The following is a 26,045-nucleotide window of genomic DNA, read 5'->3' on the forward strand; positions in this document are numbered from 1 at the left end:
GGGTGGGCATCTACCAAGGCGTATGCGGGGCCGCTATTCCCCGATCCACCCATCCAGCAGGTCGGCGAACTCGTCGGCGTGCTCTTCTTCCTGCGCCAGGATCTCTTCAAGGATGCGCTTGGTGGTGGTATCGCGGTCACCGATGAAGTTGATCATCTCGCGATAGCTGTCGATGGCGATGCGCTCGGCCACCAGGTTCTCGCGCACCATGTCGCGCAGGTCGCTGCCTTCCTTGTATTCGGCGTGCGAACGCGCGGTCAGCGTATCCGGATTGAGGTCGGGCTCGCCGCCCAGCTGGACGATGCGCTCGGCCAGCTTGCCGGCGTGCGCCTGTTCCTGCTGTGCATGTTCCAGGAACTCGGCCTTGACCGCGTCGGCCAGCATGCCCTTGGCCATGAAGTAGTGCCGGTAGTAGCGCAGAACGCAGACGTACTCGGTGGCCAGTGCGTCGTTGAGCAGCTTGATCACCACCTCGCGGTCAGCGCTGTAGCTGTCTGTGATCGCGCCGTCTTCGAGGTTGCGCCGGGCGCGCTCGCGCAGCGTTGCGCGAGCGCTGATGCCAGGAACGTTCGCGGCGGGCTTGCTGGCTTTGGCTGGCTTGCTGGACATGGCTGGCCGTTTCCTTCTGCGGTGGGGAATCAGGTGGGGAGATGCTCCAGCACGTACTCGGCCGAAGACACTTCGAACTGGCCGGGCTGTTCAACCCAGGCCTCTCGAACTACGCCGTCGTCGACGTACAGGGCAAAACGACGCGAGCGGATTCCCATGCCCGACGCGCTCGCATCAAGCTCCAGACCCAGGGCGCGGGTCAGCTCGGCATTGCCGTCGGACAGCATCAGAAGGCCGTCGGGCACGCTCTGGTCGGCGGCCCAGGCCTTCATCACGAACGGGTCGTTGACGGCCATGCAGTAGACGTCGATGCCGCGCTGGCGGAAGGCCTCGAACTTTTCGACGTAGCCGGGAAGGTGACGTGCCGAGCACGTCGGGGTGAACGCGCCGGGCACGGCGAACAGCACCACCTTGCGCGCATCGAACAACGAATGCGTATCAAGCGTTTCAATGCCCTCGCGGATGCGCTTGAGGGTCACTTCCGGAATGCGGTCGCCGACATGGATGGTCATGGGAACTCCTTGCTGGGGCAGGCTAGTGGGCCGGATGGGACAGGGGCGTCAAGACATTGGAAACCCGGTGTGCAGGCCCCATCTTCCGGCTTTGTGGCAGGGGCTTCCAGCCACAGCGTGGCGCACGGGGATGGCAGCCGCATTGCGCAGGATCAGTCGGCCTCACCGGGGCCGCACGAGGGGCGGCGTAGCCTCGCAGGCGCGTAGAATGAACCCGGGGCGGCGCCACCGGCGCGGCCGAAGCGAATCGAGGTAGCTGGATGGAATTCAAGGATTACTACGCCACCCTGGGGGTGGAACCGAGCGCGGGCGAGGCGGAGATCAAGACCGCCTACCGCCGGCTGGCACGCAAGTACCACCCGGACGTCAGCAAGGAGGCTGGGGCCGAAGACAAGTTCAAGGCGGTCAACGAGGCCTACGAGGCGCTGCGTGATCCGGAAAAGCGCGCGGCCTACGACCAGCTGCGCGCGCAGGGCTATCGCCCGGGCGAGGAGTTCAACGTGCCGCCGAACTACGGCGGCGCCGGTGGTTTCAATTTCGAGGAAGTGTTCGGTGGCGGCGGCCCCAACGGCGGCTTCAGCGACTTCTTCGAAAGCCTGTTCGCGCGCCAGCGCGGTGGAGCGGGCGCGGGGGCCGGTCCGGGCTTCAGCAGCCAGGGCCATGCGCCCAACCGCGATACCCGCGCCAAGCTGTCGGTGCCACTGGAAGCGGCCTACAGCGGCGACAGCCTGCGCATCACCGTCAACGGCAAGCAGCTGGACGTGCGCGTGCCCAAGGGCATCCGCCCGGGCCAGGTGATCCGCCTGGCAGGGCAGGGCAACCATGGCGGCAACCTGCTGCTGGAAGTGGAATACGCCGCCCACCCGCAGTTCGAGGTCGATGGCCGCAACATCCTCTATACGCTGCCGCTCACGCCGTGGCAGGCCGCGCTGGGCACCAGCATCAGCGTGCCGACCCTGGGCGGCGCGGTGGAACTGAAGATTCCGGCCGATTCCGATGCCGGCCGCAAGCTGCGCCTGCGCGGGCGTGGCCTGCCGGGCAACCCGGATGGCGACCAGATCGTCGAGATCGAGATCGTGGCCCCGGCTGCGACCGATGAGGCGCAGAAGAAGGCGTACCGCAATCTGGCCAAGGCGTTCGGCGAGACCATTTGAAGGTACTGCCGGCCGCTGGCCGGCAACTTCATTGCCCTGGACGGTGATGCGTGGTTGCCGGCCAGCGGCCGGCACTACCGCGCGCGTCTCAGCCCTGGCCCGCGAACACGCGCTCCAGCACCTCGGACAGCTCGTCCTCCGAGAACGGCTTGGTGATGTAAGCCTTGGCGCCCTGGCGCATGCCCCACATGCGGTCGGTGTCCTGGTCCTTGGTGGTCACCAGGATCACCGGGATATGCCGGGTCGCCTCGTCGCGGGCGAGGGTACGGGTGGCCTGGAAGCCGTTGAGGTTGGGCATCACCACGTCCATCAGGACCAGGTCGGGCAGCTCGGCCTTGGCGGTTTCGACCCCGGCGGCGCCATCGGTGGCGGTCAGGATCTGGTGCCCGAGCTTTTCGACGATGCGCTGTATCCCCAACAGCTGCGACGGTGAGTCGTCGACGATCAGAATGCGTGCCATGTTGTTCCCCATGTAATGCCCGCAGTGTAGTGCGGGCCCATTACCGGCGGGAGGGCCGCGTCTGCCGTCCGTCGCCTGCCTGCGACGTTCAGTCGATCCGCACCACGGTACGACCCAGCGAACCGCCCGCCAGCATCCGTTCGAATACGGCAGGAAGGCCATCGAGGCCGACTTCGGCGGTGCAGATGCGGTCCAGGTGATGCGGCTTCCAGTCACTCCCCAGCCGCGACCACACTTCCTCACGCAGTCCGCGTGGCGCATTGGCCGAGGACACGCCCAGCAGCGAGACACCGCGCAGGATGAACGGCATCACCGTCATGTCCAGCGTCGGACTGGCAGCCAGGCCGGCACTGACCACGCTGCCGTAGGGCACGGTCTGCGCCAGCAGGCTGGCCAGCATGTCGCCTCCGGCATTATCGAGGCCACCCCCGAAGCGGGCCGACTGCAGCGCGCCGGTGTCGGCCAGCGCGTCGCGCGGCAGTACCTCGGTGGCGCCGATGCTGCGCAGGAATCCTGCCTGGTCCGGCTTGCCGCTGACCGCGTGCACGCTGTAGCCGGCACGGCTGAAGATGGACAGCGCCAGCGCACCGACACCGCCGCTGGCACCGGTGACCGCCAGCGGGCCGAGTTCCGGGGTCTGGCGGTTGTCCTGCATGCGCAGCAGGGCCAGCGCCGCAGTGAAGCCGGCGGTGCCCAGCACCATCGCCTCGCGTGGGGTCAGCCCGGCCGGCTGGGCGATCACCGCGCGCGATTCCAGCCGCACGTACTGGCTGTAGCCGCCGTCGCGGGTCTCGCTGAGGCCGCAGCCGGTGGCCAGCACCGCGTCGCCTTCACGCCAGTCCGGGTCGGTGCTGGCGACCACGGTGCCGGCCACATCGATGCCGCCCACCAGCGGGAAGCGGCGCAGGATCTTCCCTTTTCCAGTACCGGCCAGCGCGTCCTTGTAGTTGACCGAGGACCAGTGGGCGCGGATCAGCACCTGGCCGGGGTTGAGGTCGTCGACCCCGAGCCGGACCAGGCCGCTGCGGTAGCCGGCGTCGTCGTTTTCGATGCGGAAGGCGGTGAACGGGGTGGTGGGGGCCATCGGCGTTGCCTGACTTCGAGGAAAACGCCACCTTACCCCGTTGCCCCCCTTTCGATCCTGCCGATCCGCCCCATCTTGTATGATCGGTGATGGTTTCACGGCTGGCGGTGCGGGAAGGGCCCGCGCCGCAGCCCAAATCTTGATGGAGCGTGCATGGCCTGGAATACACCCGGCGGCAACAAGGGCGGACAAGGCCCCGAGGACAATCGACGCGGGCCGTTCGGGTCACGCGGCGGTGGCAATGGTGGTGGCTGGGGCGGGTTGCCCGGGCCGCTGAAGGACCTGTTCGACGGCGGCATCGTGCGTTGGGTGGTGGCAGCCGTGGTGCTGCTGGTGCTGTTCTCCAGCTTCCAGCTGATCGGCGAACAGCAGCGTGGCGTGGTGCTGCGCTTCGGCCAGTTCTCGCGCATCCTGCAGCCCGGCCCGAACTTCAAGCTGCCGTGGCCGATCGAATCGGTCACCAAGGTCAACGCCACCGAGATCAAGACGTTCTCGATCCAGGTGCCGGTGCTGACCCGCGACGAGAACATCGTCAACGTCTCGCTGAACGTCCAGTACCGCATCGACGACCCGCAGCAGTACCTGTTCGGCACCGTCGATGCCAACCAGGTGCTGGAGCAGTCGGCGCAGAGCGCCGTACGCGAGGAAGTCGGCCGCGCTGATCTCAACGCCGTGCTGAACAACCGTGGCCCGCTGGCCGTGGCCGCCGAGGAGCGCCTGCAGGCGCTGCTGAAGGCGTTCAAGACCGGCCTGACCGTGACCGGCCTGACCCTGCAGGATGCCCGTCCGCCGGAAGAAGTGAAGCCGGCTTTCGACGAGGTCAACGGTGCCCAGCAGGTCAAGGAACGCCTGATCAACGAAGCCCAGGCCTACGCCGCCAAGGTCGTGCCGGAAGCCCGGGGCCAGGCCTCGCGCGCCCGTACCACCGCTGAAGGCTACAAGCAGGCCGTGGTGTCCAAGGCCGAGGGTGACGCGCAGCGCTTCAGCCTGTTGCAGGCCCAGTACAAGGACGCCCCGGAAGTGACCCGCAAGCGCCTGTGGCTGGAGACCGTGCAGCAGGTACTGAGCGAGAACCGCAAGGTGATCGGTGGCGATGGCCGCCAGCTGATCTACGTGCCGATGACCGGCGATACCCGTCCGAGCACGTCGGCTCCGGCCGCAGTGGCCAACCCGGACGTGGTGATGCCGTCGCTGCCGGGTGCAGCGACGGAAGCTTCCCGTGATCCGGGCCGGCCGGTGGGCCGCCCGACCGGGCGACCGAGCGGCCGTGAGGAGGGCAGCCGATGAAGAGTCCTATCTGGATCGCCGTGATCGTGGCGGTGGTGCTGGGCCTGCTCGGCTCGGTGTACGTGGTCCGTGAGGACCAGACCGCCATGGTGCTGAACCTGGGCAAGGTGGTGCGTTCGGACATCAAGCCGGGGCTGCACTTCAAGGTGCCGGTGGTGGAAACGGTGAAGGTCTTCGACCGCCGCTTCCAGGTGCTCGACACCGCGCCGGCGCGCTACTTCACCGCCGAGCAGAAGGACGTCAGCGTCGACTTCTTCGCCATCGGCTACATCTCCAACGTGGGTGACTACTTCCGTGCCACCGGCGGCGATCCGCGCATCGCCAACGCCCGCCTGGCACCGATCATCACCGACTCGCTGCGCAACCAGATCAACTCGCGCACCCTGCAGCAGCTGGTCTCCGGCGACCGCAGCGAGCTGATCGCCGAGCAGCTGAAGGGGATCAACGAGGCGGTGGCCGGCCTGGGCATGCAGATGATCGACCTGCGCATCAAGCAGGTGGACCTGCCGACCGACAGCCAGGTGATCAACGATGTGTACGAGCGCATGCGTGCCCAGCGTAAGCAGGAAGCCGCAAAGCTGCGCGCGGAGGGCGAGGAGCAGTCGCTGACCATCCGCGCCCAGGCCGACCGTGACAGCACCGTGCTGATCGCCGAGGCCGAGCGTGATGCCCAGCGCCTGCGCGGTGAAGGCGATGCCGAGGCGGCGCGCATCTACGGCAAGGCCGGCTCGGCCGATCCGTCGTTCTATGCGTTCTACCGCAGCCTGGAGGCCTACCGTGGCTCCATGACCGACGGCAACGGCGTGATCGTGCTCGACAAGAACGACCCGTTCCTGCAGTACCTGAAGAACGACCGCTGAGGTCGCAGGGCAGTACCCCACGGGGCCCGGCCAGATGCCGGGCCCCGTGCTTTTTCCGGAGTCCCCCATGAAAGATCTGTTTGCCGCTGTCTGCCTGGTCGCGGTGCTGGAAGGCCTGTTCCTGTTCGTCGCACCGTTCGCCTGGAAGCGCATGGCCGAACGTCTGCTGGACCTGCCCAGCTCGGCCCTGCGCAGCTTCGGTGGGCTGGTGCTGCTGGCCGGCCTGAGCCTGCTGTGGTGGGCCCGCCACTGAAAGGGTAGTGCCGGCCGCTGGCCGGCAACCCGGGATTGCCGGCCAGCGGCCGGCACTACCGCCTGCGTTCACATGCATGGCCCGGCTCTGGTGGATGCCAACCTTGGTTGGCGTTGCCGGCCAGCGGCCGGCACTACCGGGCGGGGCGGCTGACCGGCCGGTAAAGCCGCCCGTCGGAAAGGTGGCACCCGACCCCGGAAACCCGGATAATGCACAAAAGCCGGACGGGCCTCCCCGTTCGGCTTTTTCCGTGTCTGGGCCTTCCATCGCCGGCCGCTCCCCGTTTGGAGCCGCCTTGCAGGTGCTGGCCAGCCCCGCCACGGTTTACCCGTCCGCGGCCCCGATGGCCGCAACAAATCGAGGAGCCCGTCATGGGTCAGTCTGTCGTAGTGTTGGGTGCCCAGTGGGGCGATGAAGGCAAGGGCAAGATCGTCGATCTGCTCACTGAGGAAATCGGCGCCGTCGTGCGCTTCCAGGGCGGCCACAACGCCGGCCACACCCTGGTCATCAACGGCAAGAAGACCGTCCTGCACCTGATCCCGTCGGGCATCCTGCGTGACGACGCGCTGTGCCTGATCGGCAACGGCGTGGTGATCTCGCCGGCCGCGCTGCAGAAGGAAATCGCCGAGCTGGAAGCCTCCGGCGTGGAAGTGCGGTCGCGCCTGAAGATCTCCCCGGCCGCGCCGCTGATCATGCCGTACCACATCGCCCTGGACCAGGCGCGCGAGCGCGCTGCCGGTGGCAAGGCGATCGGCACCACCGGCCGTGGCATCGGCCCGGCCTACGAAGACAAGGTGGCGCGTCGCGGCATCCGCATCGCCGACCTGCATTACCCGAAGCAGCTGGAAGAGCTGCTGCGCACCGCGCTGGATTACCACAACTTCGTGCTGACCAAGTATCTGAACACCGATGCGGTCGACTTCCAGAAGACCTTCGACGAAGCGCTGGCCTTCGGCGAATACGTGCAGCCGATGAAGTCCGACGTGGCCGGCATCCTGCACGACCTGCGCAAGCAGGGTAAGCGCGTGCTGTTCGAAGGCGCACAGGGCGCGCTGCTGGACATCGACCACGGCACCTACCCGTACGTCACCAGCTCCAACACCACCGTCGGTGGCGCGCTGGCCGGTTCCGGCGTCGGCGCCGATTCGATCGACTACGTGCTGGGCATCGCCAAGGCCTACGCCACCCGCGTCGGCGGTGGCCCGTTCCCGACCGAGCTGGACGACGAAGTCGGCCAGGGCATCCGTGACCGCGGCGCCGAGTACGGTGCGTCGACCGGCCGTCCGCGTCGTTGCGGCTGGATGGACATCGTCGCGCTGAAGCGTGCCGTGGCCATCAACGGCATCAGCGGCCTGTGCATCACCAAGCTGGACGTGCTGGACGGCATGGAAAAGCTGAAGGTCTGCATCGCCTACGAATACAACGGCAAGCGCACCGAGTACGCGCCGCTGGACGCGCAGGGCTGGGAAGAGTGCACGCCGGTGTACCTGGAGTTCCCGGGCTGGAGCGAGAACACCCACGGCATCACCAACTGGGACGACCTGCCGCCGGCTGCGCGCGCCTACCTGCGTTCGCTGGAAGAGCTGGCCGGCTGCCCGATCAGCATCGTCTCCACCGGCCCGGACCGCGACCACACCATGGTCCTGCAGGATCCGTTTGCCTGAGATAACGCCGGGCGCTGCCCGGCGTAGGTGACATGAAAAGCCCCGCGCAAGCGGGGCTTTTTCGTTACTGTGTCGCCAGGGCCAGCGGGGAAGCAAAGCGATGACCAGGACGTCAGCGTGAAGGGCGAAACGGTCGTGCGGATCACCCTGTGGGTGTTGTGGAGCCTGTGGGGCATCGCCTGCCTGGTACTGGTGCTGGGCGCGGCAGCCAATACCCTGGCTTCGCGCACGCAGACGGTGCCGTTGGTGCTGAGCCCTGGCGCAACCGCCCAGATCACCGTCTACCGCCTCATCGATGATCAACTGCGGCTGCGCCTGCGCTATGCCGCGGACGGTACGGACGCTGACCCCGAGGTGCTGCTGCGCATCGAAACTCCGACCGATCATGGAGACTTCCGCGCAGGGGAGCGTTCGGGAGTGGCCGGACAGGGCATCAATCGTGGGCTGGCTTCGGTTGAGTCCAGCGGCCTCATGGCGTCCTACTTCGGCTATGGTCGCGGCGATGCATTGCCACGCGGCCGCTCATGGGTGCGGCTAACCGTGCTGGAGGTGGACCCGGCGCTGGCCGATCGCGCGGCCACCGTCGAGCTGCAGCCGCCACTGGACCTGTTGAAGCTGACTGACCTGGATTATGTCTGGTTGTGGCCGTTCTTCTTCTGGAAAGTGGCGGCACTGCTCCTGCTGATTCCAGGAGCTGCCTTGGCGGTGTTCACGTTCACTTTGCGGCGCTGGCAGCACCGGGCTTCGAAGCAGGCGGATTCAGCAGTGGATACGGATTGATCGATTCCCCCTTCCACCACTGCTTCTCCGGCCCCAGCACGTGCACTTCAAAGTGCAGATGCGGAGCCTCAGCGCTGGCGTTGCCGGTACTGCCCACGTAACCGATCACCTCCCCGCGCCTGATCACCTGCTTTTCGGTCAGGCCGTCGGCATAGCGCTGCAGGTGCGCGTAGTAGTAGCACCAGCGTCCGCTGGGCTCGAACTGGTAGACCGTCAGTCCACCGCGCTCGCTGTCGAACAGTTTTTCCACCGTGCCATCGGCCACTGCCAGCACCGGCGTACCGGCATCGGCCATGATGTCGATGGCATCGTGCACGCGGCCTTCGCTGCGCGCATCGGTGAACGTGTCGCGCAGCTGGGAGGCCAGGACGCCCTGTACCGGCAGCAGCAGACCCGACGGCGCATCCGCAGTCCGCGCGGCTGACGGTGCGGTGGCGGCGGGGGCAGGGGCCGTGTCGAGCGGCGCTAGGGATCCCTTGGCCGGCGACACAGCTGCTGCCGGTTGTGCTTCCGGCAGCGAGGCGGCTACCGGCTCGCCTGCATCGCGGCGCAGCCACCAGCCTGCCCCCAGTCCCAGCAGAACACCCAGCACGATCAGCTGCGAAAGACGCATCCGCTCACTCCTGCATCACCACGGGGACGGAGGTATCCACCGCATCGGCCACGCGCAGCGCATCCCAGTTGGTCATGCGCACGCAACCATGTGACTCGGTCTTGCCGACATGGCCGGGCTCGGGCGTGCCATGCAGGCCGTAGTGTGGCTTGGACAGGTCGATCCAGACCCGGCCGACCGGATTGTTCGGGCCCGGCGGCAGTGTCGCCTTCTTTTCGCCCTTGCGCGCATCCCAGAACAGCTTGGGGTTGTAGTGGAACGGCGGGTCGCGATACACGCCCAGGATCTTCCATTCGCCAATCGGCAGCGGATCATGCTGGCTGCCGGAGGAAACCGGCACCTGAGCGATCACCTTGCCCTGCGCATCCAGCAGCTGCAGGCTGGAATCGGACTTGTCGACGACCACCTTGGCCGCCTTCGGCAGCGGCGATGGTGCGACATTGGGCACCTGGATGCGGTTGCCCGCCTTGCTCAGATCCACGCCCGGATTGAGCAGCTTCAACAGCTCAGGGGATGCGTGGAAGCGTTCGCCCAGCGACTCTTCGACGTTGTTGAAGCCCAGCGATTTCAGTTTGGCCTGTGCGGCGGGGCCCTTTGGCACCGCCTGGAACGGCCCGGCGACATCCTCGCCGGTCAGCGTGTAGCTGGCCAGGGGGGGGACCGTATCGGCCCGCAGGGCCTGCCAGGTCGCGTCGTCCAGTTCACCGGTGACGGTCAGGCCGTGCGCCGCCTGGAAACCCGACACCGCGCGCCGCTGGTTGCTGCCCACTTCACCGTCGATCTGGCCGGGCGAGAAATTCGCACGATCCAGCAGCACCTGGGCATGCAGGGCGGAACGTGCTGCGGTGTCCGGTCCGGCCTTCTCGGCAATGGGGGCGGGCAGTCCAGGGGGCGGTGCCTGCGCGAACGCCGGCGATGCCAGCAGCGAGAGAGCGAGCAGGGTGGATCGGTACACGGGTAATGGCATTGGGAACTCCAGCAGATGACGCCACCACCTTGCCTGCAGGCCGCGCCGAGCCACCGTGAAAGAGATCTGACGTCTGCATGAGCAGTCGGGTCGTTGCGCCACCGTCCCCGCGCGGGTGCCGCCGGCCAAGGGCTCACCAAGGTGAATGGTGCCCCACGCCATTGGCGGTTGGCGATCAAGATTGCCTGGCGGGCCGCCGATAACGCCACATCCCCCCGTTTTGGATGTACCGATGAACTACTTGAGGAATGTCAGGGTTGCCTGGCGTCTTGGGCTGGGCTTTGGCCTGTTGCTGCTGTTGGTTGCGGCCGTGGTGGCCACCGGCGCCACCGCCAGTGTCGTGCAGAAGCGCGCGATGCAGCAGGTGGTCGATGTCAGCGTGGCCAAAGTGCGCCTGCTCTCGCAGATGCTCGATGCCAACAACCAGATGATGGTCGTTCGCCGCGAGATGCTGATCCGCCAGGGCGATGACCGTGGCCATGATGAGCAGCGCATCGCCGATCTGGTCAAGCGCTATGAGGCCAGTTGGACGGCCTACCAGGCGCTGCCCAGCGACGCCGAGGGCAAGGCCATTGCCGAAACCATCGCCGCCAAGCGTGCCATCGCGCGTCCGCTCAACAAGCAGACCAGCGAACTGATGGAGCAGGGCGACTACCCGGGCGCCGTGGCGCTGACCCTGGGCCCGGTGCAGGAAGCCGCCAACGGCTGGAACAAGGCGCTGTCCGATGGCGTGGACTTCGAGGAGAAGGAAAGCCGTGAGGCGGCCGCCGAGGCGATCCGCTTGGGCGAGCGCAGCCTGCTGCAGCTGCTGGTGCTGGGCGGCGTCGCGCTGCTGGTGGGCATCGGTGCCTCGGTGATGATCGGCCGCAGCCTGACCGGCCCGCTGGCCCGCGCGGTGAACCTGGCCGAGCGCCTGTCCAGGGGCCAGCTGGATCAGGAGTTCCGCCTCGGCGGCCGTGACGAACTGACCCAGTTGGGCGAGGCGATGGCCAGCGTGCGCCAGAGTGTGCAGGCGGCGATCGGCGCGCAGCTGCAGATGGCCGAACAGCACGAGGCCGGTGCGATCCGCTACCGCATGGACGCCAGCGCCTTCCCCGGCGATTTCGGCCGCATGGTGCAGGCCACCAACAGCCTGGTCGAATCGCACGTGCAGGTGGAACTGCTGATGGCCGAAGTGATGCAGCGCTATGCCATCGGTGACCTCAGCCGCGACCTGCCGGACTACCCGGGCGAGAAGGGCACGCTGACCCGCACTCTGGCCGCAGTGAAGCAGAGCCTGATGGCGATCAACGCGCAGATCGATGCACTGGCCCGGGCCGCGCGCGCCGGTGATTTCAGCATGCGTGGCGATGCCGCTGCGTTCCAGTTCCAGTTCAAGGCGATGGTCGAGCACCTCAACGGCATGATGGCCAGTTCGCAGGCCAGCATAGCTGATGTCTCCGACGTGCTACGCGCGATCTCGCACGGCGACCTGACTGCACGCATGGACGGCGAGTACGACGGTGTATTCGCCCGCATGCGTGACGACGCCAACACCACCACCGCGCAGCTGACCGGCATCGTGCGTGGCATCCAGGTTGCCGCCGACAGCATCAACAACGCGGCGCAGGAACTGGCCGCCGGCAACAACGACCTGTCGCGCCGCACCGAGCAGCAGGCCGCCAACCTGGAAGAAGCCGCCGCATCGATGGAGGAACTGACCTCGACTGTGCGCCAGAATGCCGAGCTCGCTCGTCAGGCCGACAGTGAAGCGCATGCCGCCGGTGCCGCCGTACGCGAAACCGAGCAGGCGATGGCGCAGATGGCGTCGGTGATGGGTGAGATCGATCAGTCCTCGGCACGCATCTCGGAAATCTCCACCGTGATCGACGGCATCGCGTTCCAGACCAACATCCTGGCGCTGAATGCTGCGGTTGAAGCCGCGCGTGCAGGTGAGCAGGGCCGTGGTTTTGCCGTGGTCGCCAGCGAGGTACGCACGCTCGCACAGCGTGCCGGTGTCGCCGCCAAGGAAATCAAGGAGCTGATCGAAGACGCCGCTGCCAAGGTGAAGAGCGGCCTGGCGGTGACCGTTGAATCGGAAGCCGCGATCGCCCGCGTGGCCCAGGCCAGCTCGCGCACCACGCAGCTGATGAGCGACATCGCAGCGGCCAGCAAGGAACAGGCCGCCGGTATCGAGCAGGTCAACCAGGTGGTGGTGCAGATGGACCAGGTGACCCAGCAGAACGCTGCGCTGGTGGAAGAAGCCACTGCCGCCAGCCGCGCGCTGGAAGAACAGGCGCATGCGTTGACCACGTCGGTGGCGGTGTTCAAGGTGGAGCAGGGCGCGCGCATGCCCATCGTGCCTGCGCAGGCGGCGTAAGCAACCTGCGACTGGATGTTGGATGACGCCCTGCATGCGATGCCCCGCATGCAGGGCACCGCATGCACGCAACCGGTCGGTGCCGCTGGCTAGCGGCCGCCCGCGGCGCGTTCGATCAGCCAGCCGGCTGCGTACAGCAACAGCAGTGTTGGCGGAACCAGTACTGCATACGCGGTCGACCAGGGTTTGCCGTACAGCAGGCTGCCTGCGCCGATGGCATCGAGTGCAGCAGACTGCAGGGTGATGGGGAGCGACATCAGGATATAGGCCCCCTTCGGGTCCGCATCCGACTGCGCGCCGTGAACCAGCCATGCGGTCAACAGCAGGTAGACCACGCAAAGCGCAAGACCGGTCCAGCTCAGTAATCGCCGCATCTTCATCCGCACGCCTCCGTTCAACGGACGTCGAAGTGAGCCTGCAGAGGCAGGCTCACATTCCGCAGCAGATCCCTGACCACCACCTGCGCAGTCCACGTGCCTTTCGGATCACTGGCCTCGGCCACGAACTTCAGGTGCAGGTTGGTCATGTACAACAGGGTTGGCGGGCCGGGCAGGGCAGCGGTGAAACAGGGAACATCGCGTTCGTCGATGCTGGTACTGCCGTCCGGGCGCAGCATGCGCAGATCGCAGTGCACCTTGGGTACGCGGTTCTCATCTAGTTGCGGGTTGGACAGGAATGTCAGCAGGAACAATTCACCGCCCGGGTGGACTTCGTCGGCCTGGGTAAAACCGGGAGTGGTCTCTGGTGGGGTTTCCCACTTGGCCCGCCAGTCGGCATCGGAGGTGACCAGCAGCGATGCCGCAAAGCCACCGCTGGATTTCATGGCATCGGTCTCCGGCATCGCCTTGCCTGCCCCGTTTATCCAGCCATCGCTGGCGGAACTGTTCAGTGGCAGCATCATGGCCATCATGGCCAGCGCGTAGGTCCATCGCATCAGAGGCTCTCCTTGGCAGCCGCGTCCCGCAGCAGAGCGGGGAGTATCGCTCAACCTTGACCGGCAAAGCAGCAGGAGAGCCGGAGCGAAGGTTCCGCTGCCTGCCGATGTGGGCGATGCTTGCCAGCAAAGGAGGTGACATGGGAATCGGGCGCGAGGAAAAGCCGGGCTGTGATTCAGCATCACCCACGCCGCAGCACGTGCTGATGCTGCCCGGGCTGGATGGCTCCGGCAGGCTGTCGATCCCGTTTCTGTCAGCACTCCAGGCTCATGGGCTGACGACGCAGGCGATTACGCTGCCTGCGCAGGGAGGGCAGGATCACGCCACGCTGGCCCAACGGCTGTGGTCGCAGCTGCCCGGCCATCCCTTCATCCTGCTTGCCGAGTCCTTCTCGGGCCCGTTGGCGGTTGAACTGGCCACGCGACAGCCCGCCGGGCTGCGCGGACTGGTGCTTGCCGCGACCTTTGCGCGTCGACCGGTGCCATTGCCGGCAGCCAGCGCAGCCCTGCTGACGCCGGCCTGGCCTCTGCCTCCCGTGGCGTTGCTGGCGCGCCTGCTGCTGGGGCGGTGGCGCACCCGCGAGCACCTGTCGATGCTGCGCGATGCGCTGGCCCGGATTCCGGCGGCCACATTGCGGCAACGCGCCGCAGCGACCCTGCGCGTCGACATACGCGCATTGCTGCCGGCAATCGACGTGCCGACGCTGTGCCTGCACGCGTGCCATGACCGCCTGCTGTGGCCGCCCAGCGTGGCAGAACTGCAGGCCCTTTTGCCGGATGCCCGGCATGTTTCGCTGGAAGGGCCGCATCTGCTGCTGCAGGCACGCGCTGACGCAGCCGCAGCCGAAGTTGCCGCGTGGATGAGGACGCTGTCGCCCTGATCGAAGGACTCAGCCGCGCGCGCGGATACGCGCGGCCTTCTTCGCCGCCACCTTGCGCACGGTCTTCTTCGCCGCACGTGTCTTCGCCGCCTTCTTCGCTGCAGCACTGCGCGAGGCGGCTGTACCGGCCTTCTTGGCCGCTGTCTTCTTTGCGGTTTTCTTTGTGGCTGTCTTGCGAGCCGGTGCCTTCTTTGCCGCCTTCCTGGCTGTCGTCTTCTTCGCAGGTGCCTTCTTCGCCGCCGTCGCCTTGGTCGTGGCCTTCTTTGTGCCCGACTTCCTGGCAGGCGCCTTCTTGGCAGCCTTCTTGCTGGTCGCCTTCTTCGTACCCTTGCGCGCGCTGCCGCTACGCTTGCCACCACCATCCTGCTTGTTCACGGTCGCCCAGGCAATGCGCTCGGCCGTGCCTTCGCTGGCACCGCGCTCGCGCTCGCTTTCCTCGATGTGCTCGGCCTGGCGCTTCTGTTTATCGGAATATGCGGATTTGTCACCACGGGGCATGACAGTTCTCCTGTTGTTGTAGTCAGGCCAGCAGGCGCAGCTTGGGTTCGCGCGCCCACTGGCGGGTGGCGGCCGCCGCCAGGAATGCCTTGGCGTCTTCCGCTTCGACGATGCCGGCGTCGTTGCCGACCCTTGCCGCCTTCAGCAGCGCCTGGCCGCCCGCGTCGCTGGCGATGGCCTTCAGGTGCGCCCACGCCTGGCTGACGAATTCGATAGCTGCACTCTCTTTCGACAAGGCCTTCGCCGCTTCCGGGCTGAGCACCACGGCTACTGCATCGAACACGGCCGACGGGGTGCCCGCCAGTTGCCCATCCGCCGCCTGCAGCGCGCCATCGCTGAGCGTGGCGCCACCCACTCTGGGGGCGACCAGCTTCACATCCGCACCTGCTTTCCTGGCTGCCTTGCTCAGGCTGGCAATGATCCGGGCATCAGAACCCTCATCGAACAGGATGCCGATGCAGCGCCCTTGCAGGGTGGGTTTGTTGCGACCGATCACCCGCACTTCGGGGGCGGGGGGCATGTCCCGCACTGGGGTAGCGGTCGGCGCCGGGTCGGGCAGTGCAGGCAACGCCAGACCATCGGCCACGCGCTGCGCCAGTGAGTCATCGATGTTGCGCAGGTGACTGACGGTGCGTACCCGCACCTTCAGCGTTTCCACCTTGGACAACTCGAACACCAGCGCCGATGCCAAGTGCGCCTGCTCCGGCTTTTCGAGGCTGCGGAAGAACATGCGGGCCTGGCTGTAGTGGTCGGCGAAACTCTCCGCGCGGGTGCGACCCTTGCGGCCATCGTCGGCGCTGGCATGGCTGCGGAATCCGGCAGGCGTCTCGCGCGGGGTGTCCTCCTGCAGCGAACTGGGATCGTAGGCCACCCGACCCTTGGGAACCTGCATCTGCATGTGGCCGTCGCGCTGATGATTGGCAAACGGGCACTTGGGCGCATTCACCGGGATCTGGTGGAAGTTCGGGCCGCCCAGGCGCAGCAGCTGGGTGTCCAGGTAGGAGAACAGGCGCCCCTGCAGCAGCGGGTCGTTGCTGAAGTCGATGCCCGGTGGCACGTTGGCCGGGCAGAAAGCCACCTGCTCGGTCTCGGCGAAGAAGTTGTCCGGCCAGCGGTCCAGCACCATGCGCCCGATGACCTGCAACGGCACCAGCGATTCGGGAATGATCTTGGTCGGGTCCAGATGATCGAACGGGAATGCGTCGGCGTCTTCTTCGGTGAACAACTGCACCGCCAGTTCCCATTCCGGGAAGTCGCCGCGCTGGATGGCCTCGAACAGGTCACGGCGATGGAAGTCATTGTCGGCCGACTGCAGCTTCAGCGCTTCGTCCCAGACCGTGGACTGGATACCCAGCTTGGGCCGCCAGTGGAACTTGACGAACGTTGACTCGCCGGCCTCGTTCAGCAGGCGGAAGCTGTGCACACCGAAGCCTTCGATCATCCGCAGCGAACGCGGTATGGCGCGGTCGCTCATCGCCCACATGATCATGTGCATCGATTCGGGCATCAGCGAAATGAAGTCCCAGAACGTGTCATGGGCCGACGCGGCCTGCGGGAAGGCACGGTCCGGTTCCATCTTCACCGCGTGCACCAGGTCCGGGAATTTCATGGCGTCCTGGATGAAGAACACCGGGATGTTGTTGCCGACCAGATCCCAGTTGCCTTCCCTGGTATAGAACTTCACCGCGAAGCCGCGCACGTCGCGCGGGGTGTCCACTGAACCTGCGCCACCGGCCACGGTCGAGAAGCGGGTGAACACGGGTGTTTTCACGCCAACCTCGGTCAGGATGCGCGCGCGGGTATGCGCCTTCAGTGATCGGGTCAACTCGAAGTAGCCATGCGCAGCGCTGCCGCGGGCGTGCACGATGCGCTCGGGAATGCGCTCATGGTCGAAGTGGGTGATCTTCTCGCGCAGGATGAAGTCCTCCAGCAGCGTAGGCCCCCGAGGTCCCTGCCGCAGGGAGTTCTGGTTGTCTGCCACCGGGATGCCCTGATCGGTGGTCATCGCCGGATGACTGCCCCCGGCCTGCTGGTGCAGTTCATCGCCGTTGCCGCGGTGATGGTTCTCGGCGTGGGTGGTTGCGCGCTTGCCGGTCGGCTTGCTGGCGGCCATTGACGTTGGCTCCGGATGCTCAAAGAGAACCACGACACTGGAACCGGGCCCGTTAAACCGAGGTCCGGCAAAGGTGAACGTACAGGCAAAAGCAGGCTCGGGTATGCTTGCTCCATGCGAGTCGAGCCCGCCGACATCGAAGCCCTGTTCGACGCCATCCCGGATGTGCTGTTCTTCATCAAGGACCTTCAGGGGCGTTACACCCACGTCAACCAGACCATGCTGCGGCGGCTGGGCCTGCGCGCCCGCAAGGACGTGATCGGGCGTACCGCGGCGGAGATCTACCCGACCGGGCTGAGCGCCGACTACGTGGACCAGGACGCCCGCGTGCTGGCCGGTGAGGTGATCGAGAACCTGATGGAGCTGCACCTGTTCGCCAACCGCGAACCGGGCTGGTGCCTGACCTGCAAGCGCCCGCTGGTGGTCGATGGGGCCATCGAGGGCCTGATCGGCATTTCCCGCGACCTTGGCCAGAAGGACAGCCTGGGTACCCAGTACGAGCAGCTGCGGCTGGCGCTGGCCCACCTCAACGCGCACTACGCCGAAAACGTGCGCATGCAGACCCTGCTGGACATCACCGGCTTCTCGCTGTCCAAGCTGGAGCGCAGCTTCCGCAAGGTGTTCCAGATGACCCCGCAGCAGGTGCTGACCCGGCTGCGGATCCAGATGGCCATGCACCTGCTGCACGGTGACGAGAGCATCGCCAGCATCGGCCAGGCCTGCGGTTTCAGCGACCAGAGCGCCTTTACCCGCAAGTTCAAGGCTGAAACCGGTTTCTCGCCGCGTGCCTACCGCGCCCGTATTGGTGGCAGTGTCGGAGAGCCGGCACTGGCCTGAGCCGCCTGCTGCGCTGTGCCTATCCCCGCGGGCATGGGACAGGGTAAGGTGTCGCCCCTGTAGCCCGCCGCCAGCCCTGCCGATGCCCAACTCGATTCCGACCGCTTCGCCGTCCCGCCTCGGACATTCGCTCAAGCCCCGCCAGCTGATCATGATGGGCCTGGGCAGCGCCATCGGCGCCGGCCTGTTCCTCGGCTCGGGCGTGGGTGTGCAGGCGGCCGGTCCGGCGGTCCTGGTGTCGTATCTGGTCGCCGGCGCGCTGGTGATCATCGTGATGAACGCTCTGGGCGAAATGGCGGCGGCCAAACCGACCAGTGGCGCGTTCTCGGTCTATGCCGCCGATGCCATGGGCGCCACCGCCGGTGCCACCGTCGGCTGGTTGTGGTGGGTGCAGCTGGTGATCGTGATCGCCGCCGAGGCGGTGGGAGCGGCCGGGCTGCTGGCCACGGTCTGGCCAGCAGTACCTGTACCGATGGCGGCGCTGGCCTTCATGCTGTTCTTCACCGCGATCAACCTGCTCGGGGTGAAGAACTTCGGCGAGTTCGAATTCTGGTTCGCCATCCTCAAGGTGGCGGCGATCCTGGCCTTCATCGCCATCGGCGTGGCGCTGCTGATGGGCTGGCTGCCGCAGGTGACCTCGCCGGGCCTGAGCAACTTCACCGAGCATGGTGGCTTCGCGCCGAAGGGCCTGGCGGGTATTGGCGCTGCACTGCTGGTTGTCGTTTTTGCCTTCGGTGGCACCGAGATCGTGGCCGTTGCGGCGGCGGAGACCGAAGATCCGGAGCGCAGCATCGCCCGTGCCATCCGCACCGTGGCGTGGCGCATCCTGGTGTTCTACATCGGCTCGCTGAGCGTGATCATCGCCGTCGTGCCGTGGACCAGCGAAGCGTTGAAGTCGCCGTTCGCCGCCGTGCTGGACATTGCCCGTATTCCGGGCGCCGGCACCGCCATCACCCTGATCGCGGTGATCGCGCTGCTGTCGGCACTCAATGCCAACCTCTACGGCGCCTCGCGCATGATGTATTCACTGGCGCAGCGCCGCGAAGCCCCGGCCGTGCTGGGCTGGACCGATCCGCGCCAGGTGCCGGTGATTGCCGTGCTGGCCAGCGTGCTGTTCGGTTTCGCCGCCACGGTGATGGAACTGCTGTTCCCGGACCGGGTGCTGCCGGTGCTGCTGAACATCGTCGGTTCCACCTGCCTGCTGGTGTGGACGCTGTCGCTGGTCTCGCAACTGGTGTTGCGCCGCCGCGCAGATCGCCTGGGTACCCGGCTGCCGTTCCGCATGGCGGGCTTCCCGTGGCTGACCTGCTGCGCGCTGGCGATCCTGGCGCTGATCTTCGGCCTGCTGCTGAGCGAGTCGCACACCCGCCTGCAGTTCCTGTCGATGGTGGCGCTGACCGCCACGATCGCCGCCGGCAGCGCCATCGCACGGCGCATGCGCGAGGCGTGACTGGAGCTGCCGGCCAGCGGCCGGCACTACCACGGGGGCTGCACATCTGCCGTGCCATCCTGATCGTGTGGGCCGTCATCGGCCCGTCGACCGGGAGTACCGCATGCTGCGCAGTCGCCCCTTCCTGATGTTTACCGGCCAGGCCGAGGCCGCGCTGGCCCTGTACGCCGAGGCCTTCGCCGATTTCAGCCTGCTGGCAATGCAGCGCCATCCGGACGGCGCCGGTGCCGGCGTGCCCGGGCAGGTCCGACAGGCCATCTTCCTGCTCGGTGGCACCCACTACCTGTGCTTTGACAGCCTGGACGTGCACGATTTCACCTTCAGCCCGTCGATCTCGCTGTTCGTCGAGTGCTCCGGCGCCGAGCAGTTCGAGCGCGCCGCGCGCGTGCTGGGCGAGGGCGGCCACTGGCTGATGCCGGTGGGCGACTATGACTTCAGCAACCGCTACGGCTGGGTGCAGGATCGCTTCGGCGTGTCGTGGCAGTTGAGCCTGGGGCAGATGCCGGACCCGTGATCGGGATTACCGTGGATGTGGACCCTGGTCCACCCGCCCTCATGAAAACGGCCCGCTTGCGCGGGCCGTTCTCTTTACCGATGCCGCGAGGAATCAAGCCTCGACTTCATCATCCTTGTAGGCATCGACCGGGATGCAGGCGCACATCACGTTCTTGTCGCCGTACACGTTGTCGACGCGCGCCACCGGCGGCCAGTACTTGCTCTGCTTCAGGCTGGCCAGCGGGAAGGCAGCCAGTTCGCGCGGGTAGGCGTGGGTCCACTCGCTGGCGGTCACCGCGGTGGCGGTGTGCGGCGCGTTCTTCAGCGGGTTGTCCTCGCGGTCCAGGCGGCCGTCTTCGATCGCGGTGATCTCCTCGCGGATCTGGATCATCGCGTCGATGAAGCGGTCCAGCTCGTGCAGCGATTCGCTCTCGGTCGGTTCGACCATGAGCGTGCCGGCCACCGGGAAGCTCAGGGTCGGGGCGTGGAAGCCGAAGTCGATCAGGCGCTTGGCGACGTCCTCGGCGCCGATGCCGCTGGTCTTCTCCAGCGGGCGTACGTCGAGGATGCACTCGTGTGCCACCAGGCCGTTGCGGCCGGTGTACAGGGTCTTGAAGTGCGGGGCCAGGCGCTTGGCGATGTAGTTGGCGTTGAGCTGCGCGACCTGGGTGGCCTTGCGCAGGCCTTCGCGGCCCATCATCGCGATGTACATCCAGCTGATCGGCAGGATCGAGGCGCTGCCGAAGCTGGCGGCGCTGACCATGCCGACCGGGCCGTTGTCACCCAGCTTGCCCGGCAGGAACGGGGCCAGGTGTTCCTTGACCGCGCACGGGCCGACGCCCGGGCCGCCGCCGCCGTGCGGGATGCAGAAGGTCTTGTGCAGGTTCAGGTGCGAAACGTCCGAACCCCACTTGCCGGGCTTGGCCACGCCGACCAGGGCGTTCATGTTGGCGCCGTCGGTGTACACCTGGCCGCCGTGCTGGTGGATGATCTCGCAGATCTCGACCACCTCTTCCTCGAACACGCCGTGCGTGGACGGGTAGGTCATCATGATCGCGGCCAGGCGGTCGCTGTACTTCTCGGCGTTGAGGCGGATGTCTTCAACATCGACATTGCCGTTGGCATCGGTCTTGGTGACCACCACCTTCATGCCGCACATCTGCGCCGAGGCCGGGTTGGTGCCGTGCGCCGAATCGGGGATCAGGCAGATGTCGCGGTGGCCTTCGCCGCGCGAGCGGTGGTAGGCGCGGATCGCCAGCAGGCCGGCGTACTCGCCCTGTGCGCCGGAGTTCGGCTGCAGGCTGACCGCGTCGTAGCCGGTGCATTCGACCAGCATCGCTTCCAGCGTGTCGATCAGTTCCTTGTAGCCCAGCGCCTGGTCGGCCGGCACCAGCGGGTGGATCTGCGAGAACTCCGGCCAGGTCACCGGGATCATCTCGGCGGTGGCGTTGAGCTTCATGGTGCACGAACCCAGCGGGATCATCGTGCGGTCCATCGCCAGGTCCTTGTCGGCCAGCGAACGCAGGTAGCGCAGCAGTTCGTGCTCGCTGTGGTGGGTGTTGAACACCGGGTGGGTCAGGAACGCGGACTGGCGCAGCAGGCCGGCCGGCAGCGCGTCGGCGGTGCTGGCATCCAGCGCGTCGACGTCCAGCGAGGCACCGAACACCGCAGCCACGGCGACGATGTCGGCGCGGGTGGTGGTCTCGTCCAGGCTGATGCCGACCGAGTCGCTGTCGATCGCGCGCAGGTTGTAACCGGTGGCGCGTGCTTTGGCATGGATTTCATCGGCATGCACGCCGGTGACGTGCAGGGTGTCGAAGAAGTCGCCACCGACCTTCACGCCGGCATTGCGCAGCGCTGCGGCCAGGATCGAGGCCAGTCGATGGGTGCGGCGGGCAATGCGGGTGAGGCCTTCCGGGCCGTGGTAAACGGCGTACATCGAGGCCATCACCGCCAGCAGCACCTGCGCGGTACAGATGTTGGAGGTGGCCTTCTCGCGGCGGATGTGCTGTTCGCGGGTCTGCAGGGTCAGGCGGTAGGCCGGGTTGCCCTGGGCATCGATCGAAACGCCGATCAGGCGGCCCGGCATCGAGCGCTTGTAGGCGTCACGGCAGGCCATGAAGGCGGCGTGCGGGCCACCGAAGCCGAACGGCACGCCGAAACGCTGGCTGTTGCCGACCACGATGTCCGCGCCCCATTCGCCCGGGGCGGCCAGCAGGGTCAGTGCCAACAGGTCGGTGGCCACGGCCACCAGGCCGCCACGTGCGTGCACAGCGTCGACCAGCGCCTTGTAGTCGCCGACCTGGCCGAAGGTATCCGGGTACTGCAGCAGCAGGCCGAAGGCTTCCGACTCCAGCGCTTCGGCCGGGGTGCCGACGCGCAGCACGATGCCCATCGGCTCGGCGCGCGTGCGCAGCAGTTCCAGGGTCTGCGGGTGCACGGCGTCGTGCACGAAGAAGGTGTCCGACTTCGACTTGGCCGAACGCTTGGCCAGGGTCATCGCTTCGGCGGCGGCGGTGGCTTCGTCCAGCAGCGAGGCGTTGGCGATTTCCATGCCGGTCAGGTCGGCGCACAGGGTCTGGAAGTTGATCAGCGCTTCCATGCGGCCCTGCGAGATTTCCGCCTGGTACGGGGTGTAGGCGGTGTACCACGCCGGGTTTTCCAGGATGTTGCGCAGGATCACGTTCGGCGTGTGGGTACCGTAGTAACCCTGGCCGATGAAGCTGCGCAGCACGGTGTTCTTGTCGGCGATCGCACGGATCTTCGCCAGTGCCTGCACTTCGGTCATCGACTCCGGCAGTGCCAGCGGTGCCGGCGACTTGATCTTGGCCGGCACGATGGCGTCGGTCATCGCATCCAGCGACGCGTGGCCGACGACGTCGAGCATCTGCGCGATCTCGGCGTCGTTGGGGCCGATGTGGCGCTCGACGAACGCGTTGTGGTGCTCGAGCTCACGCAGGGAAGGGGTGTTCTGGGACATGGCGAAGGATCCGTCAGGAAAGGGCACACGCACGGGCACAAGCCGCCGGTCGGCGGTCTGCGGGGCGCCCCTCTGTCCTTTTGCCTGAGAGTTTAAAAGCGCGGCGGACCGCAGCTTCGTGCCCCTTCGGCGCCGGATCGAACCGGTCTCTCCAGAGTTGTGTTACGGGTGGTATCGGGCCTGAGCGATTACGGGCGTTGCGCCTTCGGCAGCGGTGTTCCGCTTCTCCCACCGTGTTGCCCGCCGATTATAGCCCGTTGCGGGCGCGGCGGCCGCCTTCGGACCTGGCGGCCGCGCCTGAATGGCCGATGGCCCGTCCGTGCGTTTTGTGCACTGCTGCATGGCATCAGGCGCATTCCCCACCTATGATGGGCGGATACCCGAATTCATCTGGCGCCGTCCCTGCTGCAGGGGACCGGCGCCCGCCGTGCGTGCCGCGCATGGCCCTGCCGGACGCCTTTCCCATGACCGCCGCTGTTGCTCCCTCCACCCGCCGCATGGCCCTGCTGCTCGCCGGCCTGGCCATGTTCGGTCCGTTCTCGATCGACACCATCTTCCCCGCGTTCCCGCAGCTGGCCCAGCGCCTGGCGGTGGACGAAGTGGCGGTGCAGCAGACCATCAGCGTGTACCTGCTGTTCTACGGCCTGATGAGCCTGGCGCACGGTCCGCTGTCCGACGCCTGGGGCCGCAAGCGGGTGATCCTCGGTGGCCTGGTGGTGTTCGTCGGCGCTTCGGTCGGCTGCGCGCTGTCCACCGACCTGACCACGCTGCTGGCGTTCCGTGCGCTGCAGGGCCTGTCAGCAGGCGTCGGCATGATCGTCGGCCGCGCGGTGATCCGCGACCTGTACCACGGCCACGATGCGCAGCGCCTGATGAGCCAGGTATCGATGCTGTTCGGCATCGCTCCGGCCATCGCACCGATCATTGGCGGCTGGATCCTGCTCAGTGGCGCCGGCTGGCCACTGATTTTCTGGTTCCTGGTGGTGTTTGCGCTGCTCCTGCTGGCGGCCACCGCACGCTACCTGCCGGAAACCCATCCGGTGGAGGCACGGGTGCCGTTGTCGCCGCGCGTGCTGCTGCGTGATTACGTGCGCATCGGTTTCAACCCGCGGTTCCTGCGCCTGGCGCTGGCCGGCAGCATCGGTTTCGGCGGCATTTTCCTGTACATCTCCTCGGCGCCGGTGTTCGTGATGCAGCACCTGCATCTGGGCGAGGGTGGTTTTGCCTGGCTGTTCATCCCCACCATCGGCGGCATGACCACCGGCTCGTTCCTGTCCGGGCGCATGGCCGGGCACACCACGCCCACCCGCCAGGTGTCCATTGGTTTCGGCCTGTGTGCGCTGTCGGTGCTGCTGAATGTCGGCTACGTGGCGCTGTCGCCGCAGTTCGTGCTGCCGTGGGCGGTGCTGCCGATCTTCCTGGGTGGCATGGGCATGGCGCTGATCTTCCCGATCCTGGCGCTGGCGGTGCTGGACATGTACCCGCACCAGCGCGGCCTGGCCTCGTCGCTGCAGGCCTTCGTGCAGCTGATGATCAGCACGGTGGTGGCCGGCGTGGTGTCGCCGCTGCTCAGCGCCAGCCCGCTGCACCTGGCGCTGGGGCAGGCCGCGTTCTTCGCCGCCGGCTTCGTGTTCTGGTACTGGGAACACCAGCGTGAACGCGCGGCACAGGCGGCCTGCACGGGCCATTGAGCAGCGCGCAGGGGTAGGGCCGGCCGCTTTGCCCGCAACGCTTGCGAAGAGGAACGACCGGACTAGGCTGGGCACTCCAGCCAGCCGGTGCGTGGATGCACGACAGCCAGCCAATCCGATGTCGTTGCATGAGGTTCCCCATGGCTGCGCAGCAGACCTACCGCCTGTTCGAGGTGGCGCTGAAGGAGCGCCGCGTTCTTTCCCCTTCCCTTGACCGCATGGTGTTCACCGGTGCCGACGTGGCGCGGATGAAGACCGAAGGCCCTGACCAGCGCATCAAGGTGTTCTTCCCCTTGCCCGGCCAGGAGGTGCCGCAGGTCCCCAGCGGTGAAGACTGGTACCCACGCTACCGGGCCCTGCCGGACGACAAGCGCCCGCCGATGCGTACCTACACCATCCGCCAGTTGCGCGCCGAGCAGGGCGAGGTCGACGTCGATTTCGTCATCCATGGCGAAACCGGCCCCGCCTCGCGCTGGGCCATGCACGCCCGCCCTGGCGACCGCGTGGTGCTGCTGGCCCCGGACGCCGACTGTGCCGGGAGCAGCGAGGGCTGGGAGTGGAAGCCACCGGCCGGTGTCGGCCAGGTGCTGCTGGTGGCCGATGAAACCGCGTTGCCTGCGGTGGCCGGCATCCTCGAGGAGCTGGCGGCCATGGTCGACCCACCGCGCACGCTGGCGCTGCTGGAGGTGGCGCAGGCCGGTGATGCGGTGCACCTGAAGGCGCCCTCCAGCGCCGAGCTGGTCTGGCTGCCGCGCGGGCAGGCCGCCTACGGACAGCGGTTGCTGCAGGCGGTCCAGGCGCGGTTGGCAGCGACCTTGGGCGTGACTGCCGGCGATGCGCTGGAGGAGATCGACGTCGATACGCAGATCCTCTGGGAGCAGGCCGATACCCGGGTGGCCGGACCGCTGTATGCCTGGGTGGCGGGCGAGGCGGGGGCCGTGATGGCGATCCGTCGCCATCTGGTGCGCGACTGCGGGCTGGACCGCCGCGCGATCACCTTCATGGGCTACTGGCGGCACGGCAAAGTGCTGGACTGAGGGGTGTGAAGCGGTGCTGCGGGCGGGGTGCGCTATCCTTGCGCCCCCCTTCGCAGCGGTACCGCACCATGTCCACCAGCTCCAAGACCCGCCGCGACCAGCGCCGTCGCCAGGAAAAGCAGGCCGCCAACAAGGCCGCCGCGCAGGCCTCGCCGGTGGAGCCGCATGCGGAACTGCGCGATGCACAGCGCACCCTGCTGGCCGGTGTCGTGCGCCGCGACGGCGAATGGGTGCTGGGCATGGATGGCCGCATTGCCGGCCACAGCGAAAGCGCCGCACAGGTGCTGGCGCTGATCATGCAGGCCGGTGAGCTGCACGAACGCAATGGCACGCCGGTGCGCCTGATGTACTCCGACGCGCTGCGCGATGCCGCACAGGCCGAAGCCAGGGAGAAGGGCCAGACCTTCGAGGAATTCAAGGCCGAGCTGGCCGCAGCGATGGCCGCGAAGAAGAACAGCTGACCGCTGTTGCGGTAGAGCCGGCCGCTGGCCGGCTGCCAGACGGATTTCCACCGTGCAGTTGCCGGC

General features: G+C 67.1%; 25 protein-coding genes and 1 riboswitch. Of the genes, 14 read left to right on the forward strand and 11 right to left on the reverse strand.

The features are described 5' to 3' along the window. Positions 1 to 33: 33 nt before the first annotated feature. Both AC5P5X_RS01680 and AC5P5X_RS01685 read right to left on the reverse strand, forming a co-directional pair. Entirely contained in the window at positions 34 to 609 is a 576-nt protein-coding gene (locus tag AC5P5X_RS01680; RefSeq protein WP_049431659.1) for a ferritin-like domain-containing protein, read from the reverse strand. A gap of 29 nt (positions 610 to 638) precedes the next feature. Then, positions 639 to 1,121, reverse strand: coding sequence for a peroxiredoxin (locus tag AC5P5X_RS01685; protein ID WP_005410646.1), 483 nt, complete (start codon positions 1,119 to 1,121; stop codon positions 639 to 641). A 260-nt stretch (positions 1,122 to 1,381) separates the two neighbouring features. Here AC5P5X_RS01685 and AC5P5X_RS01690 point away from each other — a divergent pair, with 260 nt between their 5' ends. After that, positions 1,382 to 2,275, forward strand: a complete 894-nt coding sequence (locus AC5P5X_RS01690; RefSeq protein WP_005410645.1) for a DnaJ C-terminal domain-containing protein — start codon at positions 1,382 to 1,384, stop codon at positions 2,273 to 2,275. Positions 2,276 to 2,363: 88 nt separating this feature from the next. Here the strand turns inward: AC5P5X_RS01690 and pilH are convergent, their stop codons facing one another. After that, positions 2,364 to 2,735 carry a twitching motility response regulator PilH gene (pilH, locus tag AC5P5X_RS01695; protein WP_005410644.1) on the reverse strand — a complete coding sequence of 124 codons (372 nt, stop codon included), beginning with the start codon at positions 2,733 to 2,735 and terminating at the stop codon, positions 2,364 to 2,366. Between the two features lie 88 nt (positions 2,736 to 2,823). Beyond that, entirely contained in the window at positions 2,824 to 3,819 is a 996-nt protein-coding gene (locus AC5P5X_RS01700) for a YhdH/YhfP family quinone oxidoreductase (RefSeq protein WP_111189061.1), read from the reverse strand. 153 nt (positions 3,820 to 3,972) lie between these two features. Between AC5P5X_RS01700 and hflK the strand changes: the two genes are divergently transcribed. The 5 genes from hflK (at position 3,973) to AC5P5X_RS01725 (ending at position 8,663) form a co-directional block, all read left to right on the forward strand. Further along, entirely contained in the window at positions 3,973 to 5,106 is a 1,134-nt protein-coding gene (gene hflK, locus AC5P5X_RS01705) for an FtsH protease activity modulator HflK (RefSeq protein WP_005414168.1), read from the forward strand. Further along, a complete protein-coding gene (hflC, locus tag AC5P5X_RS01710; RefSeq protein ID WP_005414169.1) occupies positions 5,103 to 5,966 on the forward strand; it encodes a protease modulator HflC in 864 nt (287 codons plus the stop codon). Before hflK ends, hflC begins: the two co-directional genes overlap by 4 nt. A gap of 67 nt (positions 5,967 to 6,033) precedes the next feature. Then, positions 6,034 to 6,219, forward strand: coding sequence for a DUF2065 domain-containing protein (locus AC5P5X_RS01715; RefSeq protein ID WP_111189062.1), 186 nt, complete (start codon positions 6,034 to 6,036; stop codon positions 6,217 to 6,219). 371 nt (positions 6,220 to 6,590) lie between these two features. Further along, the gene (locus AC5P5X_RS01720; protein WP_005410639.1) at positions 6,591 to 7,883 is read left to right on the forward strand and encodes an adenylosuccinate synthase; all 1,293 of its coding nucleotides are present in this window, start codon (positions 6,591 to 6,593) and stop codon (positions 7,881 to 7,883) included. A gap of 117 nt (positions 7,884 to 8,000) precedes the next feature. Continuing rightward, positions 8,001 to 8,663, forward strand: coding sequence for a hypothetical protein (locus AC5P5X_RS01725; RefSeq protein ID WP_111189063.1), 663 nt, complete (start codon positions 8,001 to 8,003; stop codon positions 8,661 to 8,663). On the opposite strand, the gene AC5P5X_RS01730 is transcribed toward AC5P5X_RS01725, so the two are convergent. After that, positions 8,599 to 9,276, reverse strand: coding sequence for a M23 family metallopeptidase (locus tag AC5P5X_RS01730; RefSeq protein WP_111189064.1), 678 nt, complete (start codon positions 9,274 to 9,276; stop codon positions 8,599 to 8,601). The genes AC5P5X_RS01725 and AC5P5X_RS01730 overlap by 65 nt on opposite strands. Before the next feature lie 4 nt (positions 9,277 to 9,280). Beyond that, positions 9,281 to 10,243: a L,D-transpeptidase family protein gene (locus tag AC5P5X_RS01735; protein WP_087802785.1), complete on the reverse strand. Its 963-nt coding sequence runs from the start codon at positions 10,241 to 10,243 to the stop codon at positions 9,281 to 9,283. Positions 10,244 to 10,475: 232 nt separating this feature from the next. On the opposite strand from AC5P5X_RS01735, the gene AC5P5X_RS01740 reads away from it, so the two are divergent. After that, positions 10,476 to 12,602: a methyl-accepting chemotaxis protein gene (locus tag AC5P5X_RS01740; protein ID WP_049396059.1), complete on the forward strand. Its 2,127-nt coding sequence runs from the start codon at positions 10,476 to 10,478 to the stop codon at positions 12,600 to 12,602. An 89-nt stretch (positions 12,603 to 12,691) separates the two neighbouring features. Here AC5P5X_RS01740 and AC5P5X_RS01745 read toward each other — a convergent pair whose 3' ends face one another. Continuing rightward, the gene (locus AC5P5X_RS01745) at positions 12,692 to 12,982 is read right to left on the reverse strand and encodes a hypothetical protein (RefSeq protein ID WP_044570698.1); all 291 of its coding nucleotides are present in this window, start codon (positions 12,980 to 12,982) and stop codon (positions 12,692 to 12,694) included. 14 nt (positions 12,983 to 12,996) lie between these two features. After that, positions 12,997 to 13,509 carry a hypothetical protein gene (locus tag AC5P5X_RS01750; protein WP_241895582.1) on the reverse strand — a complete coding sequence of 171 codons (513 nt, stop codon included), beginning with the start codon at positions 13,507 to 13,509 and terminating at the stop codon, positions 12,997 to 12,999. 167 nt (positions 13,510 to 13,676) lie between these two features. Here AC5P5X_RS01750 and AC5P5X_RS01755 point away from each other — a divergent pair, with 167 nt between their 5' ends. Next, positions 13,677 to 14,417 carry an alpha/beta fold hydrolase gene (locus AC5P5X_RS01755; protein ID WP_111189065.1) on the forward strand — a complete coding sequence of 247 codons (741 nt, stop codon included), beginning with the start codon at positions 13,677 to 13,679 and terminating at the stop codon, positions 14,415 to 14,417. A gap of 9 nt (positions 14,418 to 14,426) precedes the next feature. On the opposite strand, the gene AC5P5X_RS01760 is transcribed toward AC5P5X_RS01755, so the two are convergent. Beyond that, on the reverse strand, positions 14,427 to 14,915 hold the full coding sequence (locus AC5P5X_RS01760) for a hypothetical protein (protein ID WP_049459391.1): 489 nt from the start codon (positions 14,913 to 14,915) through the stop codon (positions 14,427 to 14,429). Positions 14,916 to 14,937: 22 nt separating this feature from the next. Further along, positions 14,938 to 17,028: a catalase gene (locus AC5P5X_RS01765; RefSeq protein WP_049459390.1), complete on the reverse strand. Its 2,091-nt coding sequence runs from the start codon at positions 17,026 to 17,028 to the stop codon at positions 14,938 to 14,940. A 114-nt stretch (positions 17,029 to 17,142) separates the two neighbouring features. Between AC5P5X_RS01765 and AC5P5X_RS01770 the strand changes: the two genes are divergently transcribed. The 3 genes from AC5P5X_RS01770 to AC5P5X_RS01780 all read left to right on the forward strand — a co-directional run bounded on the left by AC5P5X_RS01770 (position 17,143) and on the right by AC5P5X_RS01780 (position 19,829). Then, complete coding sequence (locus tag AC5P5X_RS01770; RefSeq protein WP_005410629.1) at positions 17,143 to 17,865, forward strand: helix-turn-helix transcriptional regulator; 723 nt, start codon at positions 17,143 to 17,145, stop codon at positions 17,863 to 17,865. Positions 17,866 to 17,947: 82 nt separating this feature from the next. Further along, on the forward strand, positions 17,948 to 19,315 hold the full coding sequence (locus AC5P5X_RS01775; protein WP_005410628.1) for an amino acid permease: 1,368 nt from the start codon (positions 17,948 to 17,950) through the stop codon (positions 19,313 to 19,315). A 103-nt stretch (positions 19,316 to 19,418) separates the two neighbouring features. Next, a complete protein-coding gene (locus AC5P5X_RS01780; protein ID WP_111189067.1) occupies positions 19,419 to 19,829 on the forward strand; it encodes a VOC family protein in 411 nt (136 codons plus the stop codon). Between the two features lie 93 nt (positions 19,830 to 19,922). On the opposite strand, the gene gcvP is transcribed toward AC5P5X_RS01780, so the two are convergent. Further along, positions 19,923 to 22,790 carry an aminomethyl-transferring glycine dehydrogenase gene (gcvP, locus tag AC5P5X_RS01785; protein WP_111189068.1) on the reverse strand — a complete coding sequence of 956 codons (2,868 nt, stop codon included), beginning with the start codon at positions 22,788 to 22,790 and terminating at the stop codon, positions 19,923 to 19,925. Between the two features lie 62 nt (positions 22,791 to 22,852). Then, a riboswitch (glycine riboswitch) is annotated at positions 22,853 to 22,955 on the reverse strand. 299 nt (positions 22,956 to 23,254) lie between these two features. Between gcvP and AC5P5X_RS01790 the strand changes: the two genes are divergently transcribed. The 3 genes from AC5P5X_RS01790 to AC5P5X_RS01800 all read left to right on the forward strand — a co-directional run bounded on the left by AC5P5X_RS01790 (position 23,255) and on the right by AC5P5X_RS01800 (position 25,979). Then, the gene (locus AC5P5X_RS01790; RefSeq protein WP_032966071.1) at positions 23,255 to 24,481 is read left to right on the forward strand and encodes a multidrug effflux MFS transporter; all 1,227 of its coding nucleotides are present in this window, start codon (positions 23,255 to 23,257) and stop codon (positions 24,479 to 24,481) included. A 140-nt stretch (positions 24,482 to 24,621) separates the two neighbouring features. After that, a complete protein-coding gene (locus tag AC5P5X_RS01795; RefSeq protein WP_049395149.1) occupies positions 24,622 to 25,518 on the forward strand; it encodes a siderophore-interacting protein in 897 nt (298 codons plus the stop codon). Positions 25,519 to 25,586: 68 nt separating this feature from the next. Next, complete coding sequence (locus AC5P5X_RS01800; RefSeq protein WP_005410623.1) at positions 25,587 to 25,979, forward strand: hypothetical protein; 393 nt, start codon at positions 25,587 to 25,589, stop codon at positions 25,977 to 25,979. Positions 25,980 to 26,045 lie beyond the last annotated feature (66 nt).

It is taken from the genome of Stenotrophomonas sp. YJH_SMC_91 (assembly GCF_059368495.1).